Source organism: Sagittula sp. MA-2 (assembly GCF_030126985.1).
GTDB lineage: Bacteria > Pseudomonadota > Alphaproteobacteria > Rhodobacterales > Rhodobacteraceae > Sagittula.
The window spans coordinates 2,858,826-2,880,967 of the sequence record NZ_CP126145.1; the positions used below are offsets into that span (position 1 = coordinate 2,858,826).

Here is a 22,142-nt window from a genome sequence, read left to right on the forward strand (position 1 = left end):
CCCGCAGGTTTCGTCAATGCAGGTTAACGCCTCAGATGCGCACCACGTGCCGGTCGGCATTGTCGTAAAGCCTTGAAACCAAAGCCTCTCTCCGCTTCTGCACCTTGCGGAAGTTGAGATTCCCCTTGGCCGTGACCTCGCCGTCGCCCATGGACGGCGGTTCGCTCATCACCAGCGCCCGCGTCACCCGCGTCGCCGACCCGTGCTCCCCCCGCGACCGCAGCTTTTCCGCCACCGCCGCCGCCAGCCGCTCCGACCAGACCAGCGGCCCTTCGGGCACGCCCATGTCGAGCGCGGCACGGGACGGGAAGATCAGCACGCCGATCTCGTTGCGGTCCGCACCGCACACCACAAGATCCTGCACCAGTGGACTGAGATCCTTCAACAATTCCAGCCGCAGGTTCGCGGCGCGCACCCATGTCCCGGTCAGCAGCTTGAAGTCCTCCGAGATCCGCCCGTCGAATTTCATGCCCTTGTCCAGGTCGTCCGGATCGACGAACTTCATCGCGTCGCCGGTCAGGAAAAACCCTTCTTCGTCAAAGGCCTCGGCGGTCTTCTGCGGATCGTTCAGGTAGCCCGGCATGATGTTCGGCCCGCGCACCCGGATCTCGCAGCGCAGCTCGGCGTCCGGCAAGAGCTTCACCTCGACCCCGGTCATCGGCACGCCGACAATGCCGGAGCGTTCGGTCGGTTCATGCTGGATCAGACAGGCCGGTCCGGTCTCCGTCAGACCCCAGGAGGAGATCATCAGCGGCACTTCCCCCCGCACCTCGCGCGCCATGGTCTCGAGGTCGTCCCAGACGTCCTGCGGCAGCGACGCCCCCGCATAGAACACCATGTCCAGCTCTTCGAAATACCTCTGCCGCAGCTCCGCGTCCGCCTTCATCGCCTCGCACATCTGCGCAAAGCCCACCGGCACGTTGAAGGCCAGCGTTCCGCCGATCAAGCGGTTGTTTTCGATGCTCTTTCCGATCAGCGCAGGCGTCGGCTTGCCGCCATCGACGTAAAGCGCGCCACCATTCGCCAGCATCATGTTGAAGTTGTGCGACCCGCCGAAGACATGGTTCCACGGCAGCCAGTCGACGATCCGCGGCGGCTTCTCTCCAAGGAACGGCAGGGCGTCGAGCAACTGCGCCTGGTTGGCACACATCATCCGCTGCGTCGTCACCACCGCCTTGGGATGCGAGGTCGAACCGGAGGTCATCAGGAACTTGGCCACGGTATCCGGCCCCACCTCCTGCGCCGCCGCGTCCACGCCCACGTCCGAACCGCCCGTCATCGTCTCCAGCGCGGTCATGCCGGCACGTGCATTGCGCGACACAACCTTCTCGAGTCCCTCGAAAATCTCCAGCGCCAGCGCATCGCCGTAGCGTTCCCCGTCGTCGGCAAAGACCATCGCGGGCCGGACCACCTCGACGCAGTGCCGCAACTGGCCCCGCGCCTCCGGGATCAGCGCGTATTGCTCGGCCAGCGGCACCGTCGGCACCCCAACGTATTGCGCCGCAAGCGTCAGCAACCCGTGGTCCACGCCGTTGCCCGAAATCACCACGATCGGCGTCTCAGGCCCCATGCCGCGCGCCAGAAGCGCCGCCGCCAGCGCGCGCACCCGCTCCCGCGTCTCGGCATAGCTCACCTCGCGCCAACCCGCGCCGGACCGCTCCGCGATGAACACCCGCTGAGGGGCCTCGCGGGCCCAGCGGTCCACCCAGTCGCCGGTCCTTTCGGCAACCGGGCTCATCTCGTAGCCCGAGGTCAGCAGGATCGACCCGTCGGCCCGGTCCTCCCGCACGACCTTGTGCGCGCGATACGTCAAGTCCATGGCCTATCCCCTTGGAAAGATCAGCGCTGCGGCAACCGCACAGCGCCATCCAGACGGATGACGGAGCCGTTCAGGTAGGGGCTTTCGAGGATCTGGCAGACAAGCTGCGCATATTCCGCCGGATCGCCCAGACGGTGGGGGAAGGGCACGTTCGCCACGATCCCGTCCACCGTCTCCTGCGGCAGCCCCTCCATCATCGGCGTGTTGAACAGGCCCGGCGCGATGGCCATGACGCGCACGCCCTGCTTCGCCATCTCGCGCGCCGCCGGCAGGCACATCGACGCGATGGCCCCCTTCGATGCCGAGTAGGCCACCTGCCCGATCTGCCCGTCCTCGTAGGCGACGGAGGCGGTGTTGACCACAACCCCGCGCTCGCCGCTCTCCAGCGGCTCGAGCGCCATCATCTCGCGTGCCGCATGGCTCATCACGTAGTAGGTGCCCATCAGGTTCACCCGGATCGTCTTCTCGAACAGGTCCGTCGACAGCGCGCCGTCACGGCCCACGACCCGGCCCGCCAGCCCGATCCCGGCGCAGGACACGGCGATCCGCGGCGCGCCCAGCCGCTGCTTGACCTCCGCCACCGCATCGGCAACCGACGCCTCGAGTCCCACGTCCGTCTTGACCGCCATGCCGCCGATCTCGCGCGCCATGGCCGCGGCGCCGTCGCCGTCGAAATCGAGGATCCCGACCTTTGCGCCTTCTGCCGCCAGCCGCCGCGCCGTGGCGGCGCCCAGCCCGCTTGCTCCGCCGGTAACGATCGCAACCTGTCCCGAAATCTTCATAGGATGATCCTCCTTCGCAGCCCCGCTGCTTCACCTTGTCCAAATACCTCGGGGGGCGAGGACCGCCCGCGCAGCGGTGAAGCGCCACAAACGCAAAGGCGCTTCAAGGGCCGAGCGGGGCAGAGCCCCTTCCCCGATGGCCATCCGCGTGCCCGGCCTGCCGGACGCGCGCGAAACCGTTTGTCGTATCGCCCTGCCAGCCGCACGGGCCGACAGGACGTAGGGCGGAGTTTCACTCCGCCTGTCCTTTCCTCAGCCTGGCAGCAGGAACAGCGTGATCGCCGGGAAGGCCACCAGCAGCACCACCCGCACCAGGTCGGAGACCACGTAGTAAAGCACCGCCGAATAGGTCTTCACCATGGGCGTTTCCGGGCTCATCGCGTTGATGACGAAGAGGTTCATCCCCACCGGTGGCGTGATCAGACCGACCTCCACCACGATCAGCACGAGGATGCCGAACCAGATCGCCGTGTTCTCCGGCGACAGGCCGAAATCCAGCGCCGAGATCACCGGGAAGAAGATCGGGATCGTCAGCAGGATCATCGACAGGCTGTCCATGAAGCAGCCGAGGATCAGGTAGACGATCAGGATCACCGCAAGAACCGCGATGGGCGAGAGGCCCAGCTCCACCACCCAGGACGACAGCTCCTGCGGCAGGCGCGTCCGGGCGAGGAAGGCATTGTAGAAGGCCGCCCCAAGAACGATGAAGAAGATCATCGCCGAGGACCGCGCCGTATCGGTGAAGCTCTCCAGCAGCGTGCGCCACGTCAGGCCCCTGTTAACCAGCGCAATGATACCCGTTCCAAGTGCACCGACGGCCGCGCCTTCGGTCGGGGTGAAGATGCCGCCGTAGATGCCTCCGACCACCGCGACGAAGACCAGCAGCACCGGCCAGACGTCGATCATCGCGCGGATGCGGTCGGACATGGGCTGCGGTTCGCGGACACCGGCGCTCTTGGGGTTCACGCGCACGTAGACGGAGACGGCGATCATGTAGCCGATGGCGGCCAGCACGCCCGGCACGAAGGCCGCGAGGAACAGCTTGGCGATGTTCTGCTCGGTCAGGATCGCGTAGATCACCAGCACGACCGAGGGCGGGATCAGGATGCCCAGCGTGCCGCCCGCGGCCAGCGTCGCGGTCGAAAAGCCGCCGTCGTAACCGTAGCGCTTCAGTTCCGGCAGGGCGACGCGGCTCATGGTGGCGGCGGTGGCCAGCGACGATCCGCAGATCGCGCCGAACCCAGCGCAGGCGCCGATGGCCGCCATGGCCACCCCGCCGCGCCGGTGCCCCAGCCAGGATTCCGCCGCCTTGAACAGCGCCTGGCTCATGCCGCCGAGGGTCGCGAAATAGCCCATCAGCAGGAACATCGGCACGATGGACAGCGAGTAGTTGGAGAAGGTCGAATAGGCCAGGTCCTTCAGCTGCGCCATCGGCAGCCGGGTGTTGCCCATCACCAGCCACATGCCCGCGAAGCCCGCCGAGAACATGGCCAGCCCGATCGGCACGCGCAGGAAGATCAGAAGCAGCAGCGCCGGGAAGGACCAGATGCCGATCTCGAGATTGCTCAATGGTCCGCTCCCACAGCGTTCGGGGCGATCACGCGCCCGGTCATAAGTTCGTAGATGCGCACAAACGCCATGTAGACGCCGATCACGGCTGTCACGACGGCCCCGGCAAGGCTGATGGCATAGGCCCACCAGACCGGGAACTGCAGCAGCAGCGTGGTCTGTCCCGAGGAGATCTTGCGCGCCATGCCCTGTTCGAGCTGCACTGCGATCACCACCAGCACCACGGCGAAAAGGATGGAGATCAGGACCTCAAGCACCCGGTTGGCGGTGCGCGGCAGGAAGTTGGTGAACACGTCGACGGAGGCATGCCCGCCCGTCACCGTGCAGAACGGCAGGAAGGCAAAGATGCAGAACGCCATGCCCGCCTCGACCAGTTCGAAGTCGCCGGGGATCGCGCCTATGCCCCAGTCGATCAGCCCCTGCGCCAGCCCCGGCAGGACGCCCGCGCTCGCCATCGCATGCAGCAGGGAGTTCCCCGCCCGGCCGATGATCGACAGGCAGGTGATCAGGATCAGTAGCGTCAGCAGCGCCCCGCCAAGAAGCGCCATCAGGCGTGCAAGGCCCAGGACGATGCGGTGCAGACCGGCCATCGCAGCTATCCCCCAACTCTCGGATTACAAAGGGTGAATCCGGGGCCGCGCGGGTCTGCGCGGCCCCGGGCACGGCTCACTTGCCGTAGGTGTCCATGGAGGGGTCGTATTCCTCCATCAGGGCTTTGGCCTCGTCGATCAGGGCTTGGCCGTCGATGCCCTTGTCCTTCATCTCCGCCACCCAGCTCTCGTAGATCGGGTTGACCAGCTCATCCCACTTCGCCGCGTCTTCTTCGGACACGGTGATGATGTTGTTGCCGAGGTCCACGGCGATCTGGCGGGCCGGGCCGTCCGCGTCGGCCTGCGTACCGCCCGCGTAGATCGAGAAGGCGAGGCCGGAGTTGTCGTCGATCACCTGCTGCAGGTCTTCCGGCAGGCCCTCGTAGGCGTCCTTGTTCATCGCCAGAACGAACGTCAGGTTATAGAGCGCGGGGCCGTCGAACTCGGTGTGGTTCTTCACCAGTTCCGGGACCTTCAGCGCCGAAGTCACTTCCCACGGGATGGTCGTCCCGTCGATAACACCCTTGGACAGCGCCTCGGACACGGCCGGGACCGGCATGCCGATGGGCTCTGCGCCGACGCGGGTCAGCAGGTCGTTCACGAGGCGCGACCCGCCGCGGATCTTCATGCCCTCGAGGTCGGAGGGCACGGTGACCGGCTTGTTGGTGTGGAACATGCCCGGACCGTGCACCCAGGTGCCGAGGATCTTGAGGTCGGCGAACTCACCGTCCTGCATGTGCTCCTCGAACATCTTCCAGTAGGCGTAGGACGCCGCGCGGGCATCGGACACCATGAACGGCAGTTCGAACACCTCGGTCGAGGGGTAGCGGCCCGGCGTGTAGCCCACCACGGTCCAGACGATGTCGGCGATGCCGTCGATGGCCTGGTCCATCAGCTCCGGCGGGGTGCCGCCCAGTTGCATGGAGGGGTAGCGCTCGATCTCGATGCGGCCGTCGGACGCCTCCTCGACGTTGTCGGCCCAGACGTCCAGAACGTCCTTCGGCACGTTCGCCTGTGCGGGCAGGAATTGGTGCAGGGTCAGCGTGACCTCCTGCGCCATGGCCGAGGTCGTGGTCAGCAGTGCCGTGGTCAAGGCCGCGGCAGCACCAATGAAAGTTCTGCGAGTGGTCATCATGTTCCTCCCTGAATGACCGGAAGCCCTTTTGCGGGCTGCGTTCTAGTTCCTGGCGCCCGGCCGCGCGACAATGGCGGTGCCTGTCTGCCGCGGCAAGGCCTTGGTCGGTCTGTGCATGTGGTTTCGGGTCTGTGCTCCGGCGGCGATACGCATTGCATGATCCGCACCGCAGCCCATCCGCGCAGTCTCCCTCACCCCGGACAGGTGCCGCACACCGCCATGCACGGCGATCAGACGACACGTCACGCGACGCGCCGCCCTTCCCCGCAAAAGCGATGAACGTGAGACTGCCATGATGTCCTCCCCTACATCCCGACCAGTGTGCAAAATCTTGCAGACATCGCACTATAATGCAACACCGAAGCATCTTACCGGCATGGGACCAGAGTCGGTCTCGTTTGTCCAGTATCTTCCACTAGGAAACAAAATTTTGATCCGGCGCCCTGAACGTGTGCCGACGAGACACCAGTGTAGCATGGGGCGTCAAGCGGGTTGATCCGTCAAACAAAAAACCGCCGCGCGACCAAGCACGCGGCGGTTCGGCCTTGCATTCGATACGCGCCAGGGCAGCGTCCGCCCTGCTGCGCCAAGGCGGATCAGGACAGCGAAACGGCCTTGCCGGTTTTCGCGGATTCGAAGGCCGCATCGGCCAGTTCCAGCGCCTTGAGGCCATCCTCGCCGGTCGTCGGCGTCGGCGTGCCCTCGACCACGGCCTTCACGAAGGCGGCGATCTCGTTGGCGTAGGCCACGGCGTACCGGTCCATGAAGAAGTTCAGGAGCGGCGGCCGGGCATAGCCGCCCTCGCCAGCGACCTCCACGGTGGATTCGTGGCGGTTGGCGGCCGAGGCCATGCCCTTCGATCCGTGCACCTCGATCCGCTGGTCGTAGCCGTAGGTGGCGCGGCGCGAATTGCTGATGACCGCCTGCCGGCCGCTCGCGGTCTTGAGGATGACGTTGACGCTGTCCCAGTCGCCCGCAGCACCGATCTCCGGATCGACGAGGTTCGAGCCCTGCGCCATCACGGTCACCGGCTCTTCACCCAGGAGCCAGCGCGCCATGTCGAAATCGTGGATCGTCATGTCGCGGAAGATGCCGCCAGAGACCTTGATGTAGGAGACCGGCGGCGCGCCCGGATCGCGGGAGATGATGTTCACCATCTCCACGTCGCCAATGGTGCCCGCGTCGATTGCCCGTTTCACCGCCATGAAGTCGGGGTCGAAGCGGCGGTTGAAGCCGACCATCAGGGTCGCGCCGGTTTCTTCCACGGTCTTCAACGCTTCGCGGACACGGGTGGCCGACAGGTCGACGGGCTTCTCGCAGAAGATCGCCTTGCCCGCCCTGGCGAACTTTTCGATCAGGTCGGCGTGTGTGTCCGTGGGGGTGCAGATCGCCACGGCGTCGATGTCGTCGGAGGCCGCGATGTCGTCGGTGCTACGCAAGTCGCAGCCATACCGTTGCGCCATGGAGGACGCCGCTTCTTCCAGCGGTTCGTAAAGCGCGACGAAAGAGGCGCCGGGTGTGGCGGAAATCGCGCGGGCATGGGCCTGCCCGATGCGGCCGGCGCCGAGGATGGCAAAGCGTAGGGTCATTCGAGAGGCTCCTTGCAAGGAACGGTATCAGGGATGGCCGAGGCGGGCACGGCCATGCGGTCAGGATCGGCGGCCGGTGACGGCACGGGCAAGGCCGCGCTTCGGTGCTGCGGCCTCGTGCGACCGGCGCGCGGATCGGCGGCCCCTGTCACGCAAGCGTCGACGCATCGGCGGTCCTGTCCGTATATCGCTCCTCCTTCTGCAAAGCTCTCTCCCGAGATGAGGGGCGATGCAAGCCGCCCATCCGCCTTCGCCTCATATCGCATCATGCGGGAAGGCGGCGAATGACAATATTCTCTCACGGCACGGGGACCATGCTGCCGGGCCGCATGCGGGGCTTGTGGCGCCCCACAGACCCCCGCGGCCTGCGTTCCGACCAAGCCGCATGTCGGGGTACGGAATGCCTCCGTCTTCGGCGGCGTCTTCAGCGTTGATCTGAAACCCCGGGTCCGGTTAGACAATCGCATGGATTTCAACTGCCCGAATTGTGGACATCCGATTCCGGACAAGGTGAAGACGGCGGTCATGCTGACCTGCCCGTCCTGCGACACCACGCTTTATGTCCAGTCCGACAAGCTGCTGAACGCGGGAACGTCCGGCGAGATGCACGACGGGCCGCAGCTCTTCTCCATCGGCGACATCGTGAAGCTGGGCCGCAAGGCGTGGGAAGTGCTGGGCCACGCACGCTTTTCCTACGGGCGCGGCTGGTGGGACGAATACTGGTGCGAGGACCCGAAGGGCGCAGGCGCCTGGATCTCCGTCGACGAGGGCGACATCGTCATACAGGTGCCGGTGGACGAGAGCGCCGAACAACCGGCGCTGCGCACAAACAGCCGCATCGGCATGCCGTTCGAATGGCACAGGGAGCATTTCCGCGTCGTGGAGACCGGGAACGGCGAATGCGTGGCGGTCCGCGGCGTGTTCGGCGAACGGGTCGTGGTGGGCGACACCTTCAGCTACGCGAACGCGCAGGGGGATGAGGGCACGCTGCTCTCTGCCGAGACCGACGGCACCGGCACCGCGTGGTTCACCGGCGAATGGCACGATCCCTTCGAGGTCTCCGGCACGCTGAAGGTGGTGTCGTGACGCGCGCGGCCCTTGCTTCCATCAACTGCACGTCCTGCGGCGCGGGACTGAACGTGCTGGGTGGCGGGCGCGTGGTGGTGCACATCTGCTCCTACTGCGGGGCAGAGCTCGACGCGCAGGAAGACTACAAGGTCCTGCGCAAGTTCGACGACCTGCAGCGCCCCGACACACCCTTCCGGCTGGGCATGGAAGGCACCCTGTTCGGGGTCGACTGGATCATCGTCGGCACCATCGGCATGAAGGACGGCCCGTGGAGATGGGTGGAGCACCAGCTTTATTCGCCTACCCACGGCTACGCCTGGCTGAACGTCGAAGAGGGCAACTACACCTTCTCGCGCCGCGTGCGGAAGGTCAGCCACCCCTCGTGGATGGACAGCCGCTGGGTCGAATCCGCAGAAAGCCGCCCGCAGGTCCTGCTGAATGGCGAACGCTTCCGCTACTATGAGACGTCAGACGCGCGCATCACCTTCCTCGAAGGCGAATTCACCTGGGCGCCGCAGATCGACGACACCACGCAGACGATCTCTGCGCTATCCGACGAGGCGATGCTCGACTTCTCCCAAAGCGGGGTGGAGCGGGAAATGCACCGCACGATCTGGCTGGCCCCGGCAGAGCTGGCAGCCGCCTTCAAGCTGACCGACCCGCTGGGACCGCCGCTGTCCCGCCACCCGCTGATGCCGTTCAAGGGCGGCACCAACGACCGCTTCATGACGCGCGCCGCCGCCATCTTCGCGGCGGCCTGCATCGTGCTGTCGCTCTTCGTCGCGGCGACCGCCAACAAGCGCGACGTGCTGGGCGAGACGGCGATCTCTCTGGCCGCCCTGCCCCAGACCGTGGAATTCCCGGTCACGCAGACCGACCGGCTGGTGCAGATCGATCTCGGGGCGCACCCGTCGAACGCCTGGCTCTGGGTCGGGATGGAGGTCCTGGACCCGGAGGGCGAGACGCTCTTCGAATCCGGCCGCGCGATGGAGTTCTATTCCGGCCGCGACTCCGACGGCACGTGGACGGAGGGCAACCGCACCGCCAACCTGCGCTTCCGCCCGCCCGCCGCCGGCACCTACCAGATCATCTTCAACGAGAAGGAAACGGAGCTCTGGATCTCCGGGTCGGAACCCACGAGCTTCACCGTCTCCGCCCGCGAAGGCGTGCGGTCGGCAGGCTGGCTGGGGGTGCTGGGCATCCTCTTCGGCCTCGTCGCCGTGATCCCGCTGGGCCGCCGGCTCTGGCACCGCACCGTCCGCTTCTCGGGCTCAGACTGGACGGACGAGGACTGACATGAACCTGTTTCGCATCGTCTTCGTCATGGTCTCGCTCGCGGCGGTCGCGGGCACGACCTACGTGTCGTGGTACGGATACGGCGGGGCCAGCTCGGATGTCTCGAAATCGATCCGGCAGGGCTCTGCCGGACCCGGCGGCCTTGCGGGCCGGGTGAAATAGCGCGCAGAACAGGATTTGAGGGAGTCTCACATGGAACCGGTCATCACCATTCAGCTGTCGGAAGTCATCAGCACCATCTTCTACACCTTTCTCGGGGTGGCGCTGATGGGGGCCTGCTGGTGGGCGATCAACCGCTTCACCCATTTTTCCGTCATCAAGGAAATCGAGGAAGACCAGAACACCGCGCTGGCGGTGCTGATCGGATCGGTCTTCCTTGCGCTGGCGATCATCATCTCGGCAGTCATCCTGTCTTGAACACGCCCGCTGGCGCCCCGGACGACCGGCGGCTGAAGGAGGTCTGGCTGCTTCTGGCCACCTTCCTCGTCGCGGTCGCGGGCCTGATCTACGAGCTGATCGCCGGTACGGTGTCGAGTTACCTTCTCGGCGACTCGATACGGCAGTTCAGCTTTGTCATCGGCGTCTTCCTCAGCGCCATGGGTCTGGGCGCCTGGGCCTCCCGCTTTGTCGGAGAGGCGGTGCGCGGTTTCATCTGGGCGCAGATCGCGCTGGGGGTCATCGGCGGCTTCCTCGCGCCGCTCCTGTTCTTCACCTACGCCGCGACAGGCGAGGTGGGGCTGGCGCTCTACGGTGCACTGATCGCCATCGGCGTGCTCTCCGGCATGGAAATCCCGCTGATCGCCCGCGTTCTGGAATCCATCGGCGCGACCTCCTTCCGGTTCGAGAACGTGCTCTCCGCCGATTACGTCGGTGCGCTGGCGGCCTCCCTCGCGTTCCCTCTGCTGGTCATCCCCAACCTCGGGCTGATGTCCGCCTCACTCGCCTTCGGCACGCTGAACCTCGCCGTGGCGGCGCTGTCGCTGGTGATCTTCCGGGATCTCGCCAGCCGGGCGCAATGGATCGGCTGTGGCGTGGCGCTGCTGGCCTCGGTTGCGGCCTTGGTCCAGTCGGAGCGGCTGGTCTCCGTCGCCGATGCGGCGCTGTTCGAGGACGACGTCATCACATCGGAGACGACGCCCTACCAGCAGATCTCCGTCACGCGGTTCCGCGACCGGGTGCGGCTCTACCTCGACCATTCCATCCAGTTCGACAGCCTCGACGAGTACCGCTACCACGAAAGCCTGATCCACCCGGCCATGGCCCGGGCCGAACGTGTGAAGGACGTGCTGATCCTCGGTGGCGGCGACGGCATGGCGGCGCGCGAGGTGCTGCGCCACGAGGGCGTCGAGAGCATCACGCTGGTCGACCTCGACCCGCGCATGACCGAGCTGTTCCGCGACACCGACGAACTGGCCGCCCTGAACAGCGGCGCCCTGCGCGACCCGCGCGTGCATGTGGTCAATGCCGACGCATGGCGCTTTGCCGAGGACACCGACGCAATCTTCGACGTGATCGTGCTGGACCTGCCCGACCCGAAGAACATCGCCCTTTCCAAGCTCTACAGCCGGGAGTTCTACAGCCTGCTGATGGAGCGCGTCTCGGCCACCGGCGTGCTGGTCACGCAGGCCGGATCGCCCGTCTACGCGCGAGAGGCCTTCTGGTCCGTCGTCCGGACCTGGGAGGATGTGCGCAACCCGGCCGCCCCGGACACCGGGCTGACCATCCTGCCCTACCACGCCTACGTCCCGAGCTTCGGCGAATGGGGTTTCGTCATCGTCGAACCGCTCGCACGGCGCGCCCGCCCGCTCGACCTGCCCGAGGGGCTGCGGTTCCTCACGCCCGAGGTCTGGCAGGGCGCCCAGGTCTTTGCGGCCGATACCGACCGGGTTGAGGTGGAGCCCAACACCCTGCAAACCCACCGGCTGGTCGATTATTACCTGAGCGGCTGGGACCACTGGTTCCGCTAGGCCCGCCTGCACGACCCCTGCACATCTCCTGACGCGCCCTTGCACGCGCGGCACGCCAGCCTGCGCCAAAGGCTCAACGAAGGAGACACACATGGGACAGGAGTTCGCGCGCGGCGTGCCGCAGGTACTGGCGATGGACGGATGGTGGCTGGATGGCGACGGCGGTGATGGCGAAGCAACCCCCTCGGACACGCGCCGGGGTGCGGCGATACGCTTCGGAGGTCTGGCGTTCCTCGTGCTGCTCGCGGACCTCTTGTTCTGGCACCGCACCCCCGGCATATCCCTCGCGCTTTTCGCCGTAGCGATCTTTGCCGTCGCCACATGGGACGGGAGGCCGACGGCGCGGCTGGTGCGCCCGGCCCTGCTGCTGGTCTTGGGCGCCCTGCCTGTGGTCGAATATGTGCAGGTCCTGTCGGTGGGCTTTCTCCTCGCCGGCCTCGCCGCAAGCCTCGTCTGGGCGCGCGTCCGGCCGGAGGACCCCTGGCTGACCACGGGCCTCGCCTGGCTGGCACGCCTGCCCGGCGCATGGGCGGCCCCCCTCAACCCGGACCGCTGGTGCCACGCCTTCCGGGCGCTTCGCCGCGCACCGGAGACCGGTGCATTGAGACGCCTGGCCGCCGGTTGGGCCTTTCCGGTCGGCGGCGCATTGGTCTTCGCCGGGCTGCTCGTCGGGGCGAACCCCGTGCTCGGCCAGGCCCTCGACCTGCGCCCCGACGTCTTCACACTATTGCAACGCGGGATGTTCTGGGCCGGCATTGCCCTGCTGGTCTGGCCCCTTCTCGACCGGAGCCTGCCCCGCCCGGTCGCCCTTCCGCAAACACTGCCCATGGCCGGCCCGCGCTTCGGCCTGACCCGCACGTCGGTGCTGCGGGCGCTGGTCATGTTCAACGCTCTGATCGCGGTTCAGACCGTGATGGACGCGGCGATCCTGCTGGGCGGCGCGGCCTTGCCCGAAGGCATGACCTACGCCGAATACGCCCATCGCGGCGCCTACCCGCTCTTGGCCACCGCCCTGCTTGCCGGGGCCTTCGCGCTGGCCGCGCGCCCCTTCCTCGGCGAACACCGGGCAATCCGGCCGCTCCTCCTCTTGTGGCTGGTGCAGAACGTGGTGCTCTGCGGCGCCGCCATGCTGCGGCTGGAGCTTTACGTCGCGGCCTACGGGCTTACCTACCTGCGCGTGCATGCGATGATCTGAATGGGGCTCGTCGCGCTGATGCTGGCGCTGGCCGTCTGGCAGGTGCTGCGCGGTCACGGCAACCGCTGGCTCCTGGTGCGCGGCGCGCTGCTGGGGCTCGCCACGCTTTACGCCACCGCCTTTGTGAACGTCGCCGAGAAGATCGCCGACGGCAACCTGTCGGCCCCGGCCACCCGGCAGACCGATTTCGCCTACGTCTGCAGCCTCGGCCCGATGGCGCAGGACGCCTATGCCCGGGCCGTCGCCCAAAGGCCCTATCTCGAAGGCGTGCTCGTCCGACACGGCTGCGCCCTGACCGAGCCACGGATCGCGCACTGGCAGGAATGGGGGTTCCGAAAGGCGCGCGTCGGCGGATATGGTCTCGCCGAAGCGGAGCCCACGACCCGATGAAGATACTGATTGTCGACGACGACCCCAGCCTGCGCGACCTCCTGCGCCTTGCACTCGAACGCGCCGGGCACACGGTGATCTGCGCCGCCGACGGCGCGCTCGCCCTGACCCATGCCGCGCGAGAGACACCCGACCTGATCGTGCTGGACATCGGCCTGCCGGAAATGGACGGCTTCGAGGTCTGCCGCCGCCTGCGCGCCCGTTCCGACGTGCCGGTGCTGTTCCTCACCGCGCGCGACGACGAGGTGGACCGCATCGTCGGACTGGAGATGGGCGCCGACGACTACGTCACGAAGCCCTTCAGCCCGCGCGAGGTCGTGGCCCGCGTCGCCGCGATCCTCAGGCGCTACGGCGCGCCCGCCCGCGACGACACCCGCAGCCACGGCGCCATCACCCTCGACCGGGAAGCCCGCCTCTGCCGCGCCGCCGGACAGCCGGTGGCGCTTACGGGGACGGAGTTCCAGATGCTCGACACGCTGATCGCCGCGCCCGGGCGGCTCTTCACCCGCGCCGAGCTGGCCTCCGCCGTCTGGGGCGCGGGCGCGCAGCAATCGGACCGCACGATGGACAGCCACCTGCGCAACCTGCGCCGCAAGCTGGCCGACGCCGGCGTCCCCGAAGCCATCGAGACGGTGCACGCCCAGGGCATGCGCCTCGGTCCCTGCACGGCAGACGCCGCGTGACCCGCCGCTGGCGCCCCTCGCTGGGGCTGGTGCTGGGTGGCGCACTGGCCGGGACCCTCGCGCTCTCGCTGAGTGGGCTGGTGGTCTTCCGCTACCTCGGCCCGGCGATCGGCTACCGCGAGGCAGCCGTGCTGCTCGGATCGCTGATCGCGGCGGTGACCGCGGTCGTGGGCTGGCTGCTCGTCCGCCTGCTGCTGCGCCCGATCCATGCGCTCGAAGCCTACGCCATGGCCGAAGGCACGGCAGAGGTCCCGCGCCACTACGGCACCCGCGAACTCCACGCCACCGCCCAGCGGGTCATCGCAATGACAGAGGCGCTGCGCGACCGCGAAGCCACGGTCCGCGCCTACACCGACCACGTCACGCACGAGATGAAGACACCGGTCTCCGCGATCCGCGCGGCAGTGGAACTGATGCAGGACACCGCGGCCCTCTCCGACGAGGAACAGCAACTTCTGGCCCGGATCGACACCGCCCGCCAGCAGATCGAGACCCGGCTGTCGGCCCTGCGCCGCGCAGCGCGGGCACGCGAGGTCCGCTATCTTGGCAGCACCACGCTGGAACGGCTGGCGCCCGACCTGACTGCCGCACACCCCGGCCTGCAGATCGACCTCGACGGGCAGCGCGTTGCTCTGCCGATGGGCCGTGAAGGCGTGCTGGTGGTCCTCGCACAGATGCTGAACAACGCCGCGGAGCACGGCGCCACGAGGGTCGCCATCGCCGCCGGGCAGTCCGACGAACAGACAACGCTCGAGGTGCACGACAACGGCACCGGCATCTCCGGCGGCAACGCCGCGCGCATCTTCGACCCCTTTTTCACGACCCGCCGCGATGCCGGCGGAACGGGCATGGGCCTCGCCGTCGCAGCCAACATCCTCGCCGCGCACCGCGGCGACATCGCCCTCGTGCCGTCTGCCACCGGCGCCCGTTTCCGCATTACCTGGACCACCCACTGATCCGCGAAGGGCCTCCCCTTCACCTTGGTGCAAATACCTCCTTGGGTGCGGGTTAGCCCCCCACGGACCGACGGGCAGACACCCCTCACGGCAAACACGCCCTTAGCAATCCATATGCCGAGTCATTTCGTCAGGATTGACATTTCCGACTCAAACGCTCAGGAAGAGTCTAAGACACGACAGATGGAGGGACACCCATGAAGACCTTGATGACCACCGCCGCCGCGATGTCGCTTTGCGCTGCACCGCTCTTTGCCGCCGATAGCGCCGAGGTGCTGGACACCTATGCCGACATCGCGCAGGCGGGATACGAGGACAGCCTGACCACCGCGAAGGCCCTGCAGGAGGCCGTCGATGCGCTGATCGCCGATCCCTCGCAGGAAACACTCGACGCCGCCCGCGAGGCATGGCTCGCCGCGCGTGTCCCCTACCAGCAGACCGAGGTCTTCCGCTTCGGCAACGCCATCGTGGACGACTGGGAAGGCAAGGTAAATGCCTGGCCGCTGGACGAAGGGCTGATCGATTACGTCGACGCCACTTATGGCGGGCCGTCCGACGAGAACCAGTTCGCCGGCCTGAACGTCATCGCGACCCCGACCTTCACGCTTTCCGGCGAAGAGGTCGATGCTTCCGAGATCACGCCCGACCTGATCTCCGGCACGTTGCACGAGGCCGACGGGGTGGAGGCGAACGTGGCCTCCGGCTATCATGCCATCGAGTTTCTGCTCTGGGGTCAGGACCTCAACGGGACCGAGGCCGGTGCCGGTGACCGGCCCTATACCGACTACGCCTCGGGCGACGAGTGCACCAACGGCAACTGCGACCGCCGCGCCGAGTACCTCCAGGCCGCGACCGAGCTTCTGGTCAGCGACCTCGAGTGGATGGCCGCACAATGGCAGGACGGCGGCGCCGCCCGCGATGCGCTGATGGAAGACGAGGACGCCGGGATCGTGGCGATGCTGACCGGCATGGGGTCGCTGTCCTACGGCGAGCAGGCGGGCGAACGGATGCGCCTCGGCCTGATGCTGAACGACCCGGAGGAAGAGCACGACTGCTTCTCCGACAACACGCACAACTCGCACTTCTACGACGGCAAGGGCGTGCAGAACGTCTATCTCGGCAGCTACACGCGGGTAGACGGCACCGAGGTGACCGGCCCCTCGCTGAGCGACATGGTGGCCGAGGCCGATCCTGCCCTCGACGAGGAAATGAAGGCCAAGCTGGACACCACCATGGACAAGCTGGGCGCCATCGTCGCGGCGGCCGAGGACGGCTTCTCCTACGACATGATGCTGGAACGCGGCAACGCCGAGGGCGAGGCGCTGATCATGGGAGGAGTCGAGGCGCTGGTCGACCAGACCCGCAGCATCGAGCGCGTCGTCTCCGCCCTGTCGGTTGACGGCATCGAGTTCGAAGGCTCCGACAGCCTCGACAATCCTTCGGCCGTCTTTCAGTAAGACGCCGAAGCTTGTGCCGGTCCGGAATGGGTGCCGGACCGGTACGGGATACCCCCGGCCCGCCCTTGCTGCGGGCCGGGGACCAGAGCCAGGGCCCGACTGCGCGGCCCAGCCAGCGGAGAAGACGGGCATGAAAAGAAGCGGGTCGATGTCAGGGTGGATAGCCACGGTCGCGTTGGTCGGACTGACAAGCGCAGCAGCGGCACAGGACCTTTCGGACGTTCACCTTCATGTGGTGCCCCGCACCGAAGCCGAGCGTGACCGCATTGCAGGCGCCACAGCCGCACCCCAGCAGTTCGAGACTCCGCAGACCTTCGAAGCCAACCCCGGCGGCGCGGCGACGGTCCGCGCCATGACCACGGCGGACGCCTTCTCGCAGCCATCCGGCAACATCTCCTTCGAGCGCGAACTGGATTTCAAGGTCGGCAACGGGTTGTTCAAGAAGGTCTGGGTATCCGCCCCTTCCTCCACCCTCGCCTCCGACGGGCTTGGCCCGCTTTACAACGCCCGGTCCTGCCAGCGCTGTCACCTGAAAGACGGCCGAGGGCATCCGCCCGAAGGACCCGAGGACACAGCCGTGTCGATGTTCCTGCGCGTGTCGGTGCCGGGCACCGACGAAGACGTGTTCGAAGAAATTGCCGAATACCTGCCGACGAAAGCCGACCCGGTTTACGGCCTGCAACTTCAGGACTTCGCCCTGCCCGGCCACGCCGCGGAATACCGGCTCGACATCACCTACGAAGAGGAAGAGGTCCGGCTCTCCGGGGGCGAAGTCGCTTCGCTGCGGGTGCCGACCTACCGCGCCGCCGATCTGGGCTACGGCCCGCTGGCAGAGGGCGCGATGCTCTCGCCGCGCGTGGCACCGCAGATGATCGGCCTTGGCCTGCTGGAAGCGATCCCGGCGGAGGACATCCTTGCCAACGCCGATCCCGATGACAGCGACGGCGACGGTATTTCCGGCCGGGCGCAGATCGTCTGGTCGGCAGAATACAACCAGCCCATGCTCGGCCGTTTCGGGCTGAAGGCGGGCGCGCCCACGATCCGGGAACAGTCGGCCGCCGCCTTCGCGGGGGACATCGGCATTTCCAACCCGCTGTTCGATGCGGGTGCCGGCGAATGCACCGAAGCGCAGGTCGATTGCTTGGCTGCCGCCCACGGCGACACGGACGAACGCGGGTTCGAAATCGACGCCGAAGGCCTGGACCTCGTGGCCTTCTACAGCCGCAATCTCGGCGTGCCCGCCCGCCGTGGCGAAGGCGACCCGGAGGTGCTGCGCGGCAAGCAGGTTTTCTTCGAAACCGGCTGCAACAAGTGCCACACGCCCACTTTCGTGACGCACCGCCTGGAGGACCGGCCCGAACAGTCGTTCCAGCTCATCTGGCCGTTCACCGACATGCTGCTGCACGACATGGGGCCGGGACTGGCCGACAACCGGCCAGAGGCACGCGCCAGCGGACAGGAATGGCGCACCGCGCCGCTCTGGGGGATCGGTTTGACCGAACAGGTCTCCGGGCATACCTACTTCCTGCATGACGGGCGGGCGCGCTCCCTTCTCGAAGCGGTGCTGTGGCATGGCGGAGAGGCGCAGGCGCAGCGCGACTCGGTCGCGAACATGCCGCCGCCGGACCGCGCCGCCCTGCTGACATACCTGGAGAGCCTGTGATGCCCCTTCGTCCCGCCCTGTCCGCCCTGTTCTGCCTCTGCGCGGGTGCGGCGCTGGCCAACCCCGCCCCGTCAGAGATCGTCGCGACCGAGGTCATTCCCGGCTTCGAACGACTGGCAGAGAAGGCCGACGCGCTCGAAACCGTTGCCCGGACGGACTGCGCCCCGGACAGCCCCGCGCTGCGCGATGCCTGGTCCGACGCATTCGACGCATGGGTCCGGGTCAGCCACCTGCGCCTCGGCCCGACCGAAACCGGCGACCGGGCCTTCGCGCTGGCGTTCTGGCCCGACACCCGCGGCTTCACCCCGAAAACGCTCGCCACGCTGATCGCGGATGAGGACCCTGCCGTGGAGACGGCGGAGACCTTCACCCATGTGTCGATCGCCGCGCGGGGCTTCTACGCGATGGAATTCCTGCTGTTCGATCCGCAGTTCACCGGCGCGGGCGACTACGGCTGCGCCCTGATACAGGCGGTGACGCGCGACATCTCCGACATCTCCGACGCCATCCTCGAGGATTGGCGAACCGATTTCTCCGACGCCTTCACGGAGGCAGAGATCGGTCCGGACGGGCGGTACCGCACGAACGACGAGGCCTTGCAGGCGCTTTACACCACGCTGACCAGCGGGTTGCAGTTCACCTCCGACACGCGGCTGGGCCGCCCGCTCGGTACTTTCGAGCGTCCCCGCCCCACGCGGGCAGAGGCCTACCGCTCCGAACGCTCGCTGCGCCATGTCCGCCTGTCGCTGGAGGCGACAGAGGATCTGGCGCTGGCACTGGCGCAGGACGCGCCCGAAAAGGTCCGCGCCGGGATCACCGACGCCTACGATGCGGCCTTTGCCGAGGTCGAGGCACAGGAAAGCCCGGTCTTCGCTGGCGTCGACACGCCCATGGGCCGGTTCAAGGTGGAAGTCCTTCAGCAGAAGATCGACACGATCCGCTTTGTCATCGCGTCGGAGCTGGGCCCTGAGCTGGGCCTTGCCGCCGGCTTCAATTCCCAGGACGGAGACTGACCCATGCTGTCACGCCGGGGCATGTTGGGAGGTCTGGCCGCCGCGGGCCTCTGGCCGATGCGCAGCTGGGCCGATGTGGGCGGTCCCGCCTACCTGGCTGCCGCCCAGACGCCCGGCGGGTCCTACGCGCTGCACGGGGTCTCGGCCGGCGGTGACAGCCTGTTCGACGTGCCCCTTCCCGCGCGGGGCCATGCCGCCGCCGCCCACCCCGAACGCGCAGAGGCCGTGGCCTTCGCCCGCCGCCCCGGCACTTACGCCGTGGTTCTGGACTGCCTCACCGGCGAGGTGAAGGCCGAGCTGACGGCCCCTGCAGGGCGGCACTTCTACGGCCACGGCGCGTTTTCGGCGGACGGCGGGCTGCTGTTCACCACCGAGAACGATTTCGAGCACGCGGAAGGCATCATCGGCATCTGGGACGTCGCGGGCGGTTACCGCCGCCTCGGAGAGTTCCCGTCCGGCGGCACCGGGCCGCATGAGCTTCGCCTGATGCCCGATGGCAAGTCGCTGGTCATCGCCAATGGCGGGATCGAGACCCACCCGGACGCCGGGCGCGCCAAGCTGAATATCCCCTTCATGGCGCCGAACCTGACCTACACGACGCTCGACGGCACGGTGCAGGACGTGGTCGAGCCGCCCGCCACCGAGAACAAGAACTCCATGCGTCACCTCGCAGTCCATGCCAGCGGACAGGTTGCGCTGGCCTTGCAATGGCAGGGCGAACTGTCTGACGCCCCGGCCCTGCTGATGCTCCACCGGCGCGGAGAGGCACCGGTCTGGGCGCAGGCCCCGGAACCATCGCATGGCGCGATGCAGGGCTACGCGGGCAGCGTGTCGTTCAGCAGGGACGGCTCCTCCGTTGCGATCACCTCGCCCCGGGGCGGTCTTGTGCAGGTCTTCGACGCGGACAGCGGCGCCTTCCGGACGGAGGTGGCCCTGACGGATGTCTGCGGTCTGGCGCCGCTGGGCGACGGGTTTGTTGCATCGACCGGCACCGGCGGATTCCACGCGGTCGGAACCGACGCAAAGGTTTTGCGCATGCACAAGGTCGCCTGGGACAACCACATCGTTCCCGTCGGACCCTCCCGCGCCGCCTGACGCCCATTTTGCAGGCATCTGCCGCGCGACGCGGCAGATAGCCGTGGCATGTACCTTGTGCAGCGCCGTGCGTTGGGCACAAAGGACGCATGAGTGATCGTCTGACCATCGTCGTCGTCGAGGCCGACCGGGACCGCGCAATCGCTATCGTCGATGCGCTGCAGGGCTCCGGCGACTTCGACGTGCATGTGATCGGCAACCCGTCGTCGCTGGCCCGCCGCATCGCGGCACTGGCGCCGGACGTGGTCCTGATCGACGTCGACAATCCCACGCGCGACATGCTCGAGGAACTGACGCTGGCCTCCGGCCCGCTGGAGCGCCCCGTGGCGATGTTCGTGTCCGGAGCTGCGGGCGGTCTGGCCCGCACCGCCATCGAGGCGGGCCTTTCGGCCTACGTGGTGGACGGATTGCAGCCTGAACGGCTGAAGCCGGTGCTCGACGCCGCCATCGCCCGCTTCCAGATGATGCACCGGATGCGCCGTGAACTGGTCGAGACGCGCCGCGCACTGGAGGAACGCAAGGTCATCGACCGCGCCAAGGGCCTGCTGATGAAGGCGCGCGGTCTGGGCGAGGAAGAGGCCTACGCCCTTCTGCGCAAGGCGGCGATGGACCAGGGGCGCCGGGTGGCGGAGGTGGCAGAGGCCATCGTGACAACGGCGGGGCTCTTGGGATGAAGATCGTGAACGTGCCGGTCGCCTACGTGCCGCTCGTGGATGCGGCGCCGCTGATCCTCGCCAACGAGATGGGCTTTGCCGATGCCGAGGGCATAGCACTCGACCTCGTGCGCGCGCCATCGTGGTCGTCGGTCCGGGACATGCTGGCCTTTGGCCGGGTGGACGCGGCGCAGCTTCTGTCGCCGGTGCCGGTCGCCATGGCGCTGGGGCTGGGCGGGGTCCGTCAGGATATCTCGGCGGTTTCGGTCCTGTCGGTCAACGGCAACGTGATCGGCGTCAGCCGTGCGCTCGAAGACCGGATGCGGGCGCAGGGCTACGTCTTCGACTTCCGCGATCCCTCCGCCGCGGCGGAGGCTTTGGCCGGCGCCGTCGATGGCAAGCTGGTCTTCGGCGTGCCCTTCCCCTTCTCCATGCACCGCTCTCTGCTGGACTACTGGATCGAGGCGACCGCGCTCGCGCCCATCGACTACGAAGTGCGCACGGTCCCGCCACCCCTCATGGCCCAGGCCCTTGCCGACGGCGACGTGGATGCCTTCTGCGTGGGCGAACCCTGGGGGTCGCTCGCGGTGGAGGAAGGCACAGGCGCGCTCCTGCTGCCGGGCAGTGCCATCTGGGCCTTCGCGCCGGAGAAGGTGCTGGCGGTTCGGACCGACTGGGCAGAGACAGAGCCGCACCTGCTGGGGCGGCTCATGCGGGCCGTGTGGCAGGCGGGCCGCTGGCTGAAGGACCCGGAACACCGCATGTCCGCGTCCGAGATTCTGTCGCGCCCGGCCTACCTTGACCTGCCGTCCGAACTGATCGACCGCGCGCTGTCCGGTCGGCTGACGATCTCCGGCCACGGCGAACAGCGCGAAGTGCCCCATTTCATCGAGTTCCACGAAGGCGCCGCCACCTTCCCGTGGCGCAGCCAGGCGAAGTGGATCGGTCGCGGCCTCGCCCTGCGCAGCGGCCTCGACCTGGCGACGGCGGCGGCGGCTTCTGCCCGTGTGTTCCGCAGCGACATCTACCGCGCGCAGCTCAAGGACAGCGGCGCGGACCTGCCGGGAGCGTCCGAGAAGCTGGAGGGATCGATTCGCCACGAAACCGCCGTCGCGGCGCAGTCGGGACGCCTGACCCTGCTGCCGGACGCGTTCTTCGACGGACGCATTTTTGATCCTCTGGCCGAGTAGTGCCGCGAAAATCGGCACAAACATGCGCCGGA

19 protein-coding genes and 1 pseudogene are annotated in these 22,142 nt (G+C 67.5%); 14 read left to right on the forward strand and 6 right to left on the reverse strand.

What is annotated here, in order from left to right:
* Positions 1 to 31: 31 nt before the first annotated feature.
* From QNI11_RS13890 to iolG, 6 genes are all read right to left on the reverse strand, one after another.
* On the reverse strand, positions 32 to 1,819 hold the full coding sequence (locus tag QNI11_RS13890) for a feruloyl-CoA synthase (protein ID WP_283980580.1): 1,788 nt from the start codon (positions 1,817 to 1,819) through the stop codon (positions 32 to 34).
* Positions 1,820 to 1,839: 20 nt separating this feature from the next.
* On the reverse strand, positions 1,840 to 2,601 hold the full coding sequence (locus tag QNI11_RS13895; RefSeq protein ID WP_100930004.1) for an SDR family NAD(P)-dependent oxidoreductase: 762 nt from the start codon (positions 2,599 to 2,601) through the stop codon (positions 1,840 to 1,842).
* A gap of 252 nt (positions 2,602 to 2,853) precedes the next feature.
* Positions 2,854 to 4,170 (reverse strand): TRAP transporter large permease, encoded by a 1,317-nt coding sequence (locus QNI11_RS13900; protein WP_100930003.1) that lies wholly within the window; start codon positions 4,168 to 4,170, stop codon positions 2,854 to 2,856.
* Positions 4,167 to 4,760 carry a TRAP transporter small permease gene (locus QNI11_RS13905; RefSeq protein WP_283980581.1) on the reverse strand — a complete coding sequence of 198 codons (594 nt, stop codon included), beginning with the start codon at positions 4,758 to 4,760 and terminating at the stop codon, positions 4,167 to 4,169. Before QNI11_RS13905 ends, QNI11_RS13900 begins: the two co-directional genes overlap by 4 nt.
* 76 nt (positions 4,761 to 4,836) lie before the next feature.
* The gene (locus QNI11_RS13910) at positions 4,837 to 5,892 is read right to left on the reverse strand and encodes a TRAP transporter substrate-binding protein (protein WP_100931020.1); all 1,056 of its coding nucleotides are present in this window, start codon (positions 5,890 to 5,892) and stop codon (positions 4,837 to 4,839) included.
* Between the two features lie 599 nt (positions 5,893 to 6,491).
* Complete coding sequence (gene iolG / locus QNI11_RS13915) at positions 6,492 to 7,484, reverse strand: inositol 2-dehydrogenase (RefSeq protein WP_283980582.1); 993 nt, start codon at positions 7,482 to 7,484, stop codon at positions 6,492 to 6,494.
* A 525-nt stretch (positions 7,485 to 8,009) separates the two neighbouring features.
* On the opposite strand from iolG, the gene QNI11_RS13920 reads away from it, so the two are divergent.
* The 14 genes and pseudogenes from QNI11_RS13920 to QNI11_RS13985 all read left to right on the forward strand — a co-directional run bounded on the left by QNI11_RS13920 (position 8,010) and on the right by QNI11_RS13985 (position 22,110).
* Entirely contained in the window at positions 8,010 to 8,570 is a 561-nt protein-coding gene (locus QNI11_RS13920) for a DUF4178 domain-containing protein (protein WP_283980583.1), read from the forward strand.
* Positions 8,567 to 9,847, forward strand: coding sequence for a DUF4178 domain-containing protein (locus tag QNI11_RS13925; RefSeq protein ID WP_283980584.1), 1,281 nt, complete (start codon positions 8,567 to 8,569; stop codon positions 9,845 to 9,847). Before QNI11_RS13920 ends, QNI11_RS13925 begins: the two co-directional genes overlap by 4 nt.
* A gap of 1 nt (position 9,848) precedes the next feature.
* Positions 9,849 to 10,010 carry a hypothetical protein gene (locus tag QNI11_RS13930; RefSeq protein WP_198521744.1) on the forward strand — a complete coding sequence of 54 codons (162 nt, stop codon included), beginning with the start codon at positions 9,849 to 9,851 and terminating at the stop codon, positions 10,008 to 10,010.
* A gap of 30 nt (positions 10,011 to 10,040) precedes the next feature.
* Positions 10,041 to 10,265 (forward strand): DUF350 domain-containing protein, encoded by a 225-nt coding sequence (locus QNI11_RS13935; protein WP_100929999.1) that lies wholly within the window; start codon positions 10,041 to 10,043, stop codon positions 10,263 to 10,265.
* On the forward strand, positions 10,262 to 11,815 hold the full coding sequence (locus tag QNI11_RS13940) for a polyamine aminopropyltransferase (protein WP_283980585.1): 1,554 nt from the start codon (positions 10,262 to 10,264) through the stop codon (positions 11,813 to 11,815). The genes QNI11_RS13935 and QNI11_RS13940 overlap by 4 nt, the downstream gene beginning before the upstream one ends.
* 133 nt (positions 11,816 to 11,948) lie before the next feature.
* A pseudogene (locus QNI11_RS27735) lies at positions 11,949 to 13,400 on the forward strand (DUF4153 domain-containing protein).
* Positions 13,397 to 14,083, forward strand: coding sequence for a response regulator transcription factor (locus QNI11_RS13950; protein ID WP_283980586.1), 687 nt, complete (start codon positions 13,397 to 13,399; stop codon positions 14,081 to 14,083). Before QNI11_RS27735 ends, QNI11_RS13950 begins: the two are co-directional and overlap by 4 nt.
* Positions 14,080 to 15,039: a sensor histidine kinase KdpD gene (locus QNI11_RS13955; protein ID WP_283980587.1), complete on the forward strand. Its 960-nt coding sequence runs from the start codon at positions 14,080 to 14,082 to the stop codon at positions 15,037 to 15,039. The genes QNI11_RS13950 and QNI11_RS13955 overlap by 4 nt, the downstream gene beginning before the upstream one ends.
* 197 nt (positions 15,040 to 15,236) lie before the next feature.
* Positions 15,237 to 16,496 (forward strand): imelysin family protein, encoded by a 1,260-nt coding sequence (locus QNI11_RS13960; protein WP_283980588.1) that lies wholly within the window; start codon positions 15,237 to 15,239, stop codon positions 16,494 to 16,496.
* A gap of 148 nt (positions 16,497 to 16,644) precedes the next feature.
* Positions 16,645 to 18,159 (forward strand): di-heme oxidoredictase family protein, encoded by a 1,515-nt coding sequence (locus QNI11_RS13965; protein ID WP_283980589.1) that lies wholly within the window; start codon positions 16,645 to 16,647, stop codon positions 18,157 to 18,159.
* On the forward strand, positions 18,159 to 19,172 hold the full coding sequence (locus QNI11_RS13970) for an imelysin family protein (RefSeq protein WP_283980590.1): 1,014 nt from the start codon (positions 18,159 to 18,161) through the stop codon (positions 19,170 to 19,172). Before QNI11_RS13965 ends, QNI11_RS13970 begins: the two co-directional genes overlap by 1 nt.
* A 3-nt stretch (positions 19,173 to 19,175) precedes the next feature.
* A complete protein-coding gene (locus QNI11_RS13975; protein WP_283980591.1) occupies positions 19,176 to 20,267 on the forward strand; it encodes a DUF1513 domain-containing protein in 1,092 nt (363 codons plus the stop codon).
* Positions 20,268 to 20,356: 89 nt separating this feature from the next.
* Complete coding sequence (locus QNI11_RS13980; RefSeq protein ID WP_100929990.1) at positions 20,357 to 20,941, forward strand: ANTAR domain-containing response regulator; 585 nt, start codon at positions 20,357 to 20,359, stop codon at positions 20,939 to 20,941.
* Entirely contained in the window at positions 20,938 to 22,110 is a 1,173-nt protein-coding gene (locus tag QNI11_RS13985) for an ABC transporter substrate-binding protein (RefSeq protein WP_283980592.1), read from the forward strand. The genes QNI11_RS13980 and QNI11_RS13985 overlap by 4 nt, the downstream gene beginning before the upstream one ends.
* The last annotated feature ends 32 nt before the right edge of the window (positions 22,111 to 22,142 follow it).

Excerpts from the sequence above, each read along its gene's own strand:
- QNI11_RS13890 (WP_283980580.1), bottom strand. The coding sequence starts at position 1,819 with ATGGACTTGACGTATCGCGCGCACAAGGTCGTGCGGGAGGACCGGGCC.
- QNI11_RS13895 (WP_100930004.1), bottom strand. The coding sequence starts at position 2,601 with ATGAAGATTTCGGGACAGGTTGCGATCGTTACCGGCGGAGCAAGCGGG.
- QNI11_RS13905 (WP_283980581.1), bottom strand. The coding sequence starts at position 4,760 with ATGGCCGGTCTGCACCGCATCGTCCTGGGCCTTGCACGCCTGATGGCG.
- QNI11_RS13910 (WP_100931020.1), bottom strand. The coding sequence starts at position 5,892 with ATGACCACTCGCAGAACTTTCATTGGTGCTGCCGCGGCCTTGACCACG.
- iolG (WP_283980582.1), bottom strand. The coding sequence starts at position 7,484 with ATGACCCTACGCTTTGCCATCCTCGGCGCCGGCCGCATCGGGCAGGCC.
- QNI11_RS13920 (WP_283980583.1), top strand. The coding sequence starts at position 8,010 with ATGCTGACCTGCCCGTCCTGCGACACCACGCTTTATGTCCAGTCCGAC.
- QNI11_RS13930 (WP_198521744.1), top strand. The coding sequence starts at position 9,849 with ATGAACCTGTTTCGCATCGTCTTCGTCATGGTCTCGCTCGCGGCGGTC.
- QNI11_RS13935 (WP_100929999.1), top strand. The coding sequence starts at position 10,041 with ATGGAACCGGTCATCACCATTCAGCTGTCGGAAGTCATCAGCACCATC.
- QNI11_RS13950 (WP_283980586.1), top strand. The coding sequence starts at position 13,397 with ATGAAGATACTGATTGTCGACGACGACCCCAGCCTGCGCGACCTCCTG.
- QNI11_RS13960 (WP_283980588.1), top strand. The coding sequence starts at position 15,237 with ATGAAGACCTTGATGACCACCGCCGCCGCGATGTCGCTTTGCGCTGCA.
- QNI11_RS13965 (WP_283980589.1), top strand. The coding sequence starts at position 16,645 with ATGTCAGGGTGGATAGCCACGGTCGCGTTGGTCGGACTGACAAGCGCA.
- QNI11_RS13970 (WP_283980590.1), top strand. The coding sequence starts at position 18,159 with ATGCCCCTTCGTCCCGCCCTGTCCGCCCTGTTCTGCCTCTGCGCGGGT.
- QNI11_RS13975 (WP_283980591.1), top strand. The coding sequence starts at position 19,176 with ATGCTGTCACGCCGGGGCATGTTGGGAGGTCTGGCCGCCGCGGGCCTC.
- QNI11_RS13980 (WP_100929990.1), top strand. The coding sequence starts at position 20,357 with ATGAGTGATCGTCTGACCATCGTCGTCGTCGAGGCCGACCGGGACCGC.
- QNI11_RS13985 (WP_283980592.1), top strand. The coding sequence starts at position 20,938 with ATGAAGATCGTGAACGTGCCGGTCGCCTACGTGCCGCTCGTGGATGCG.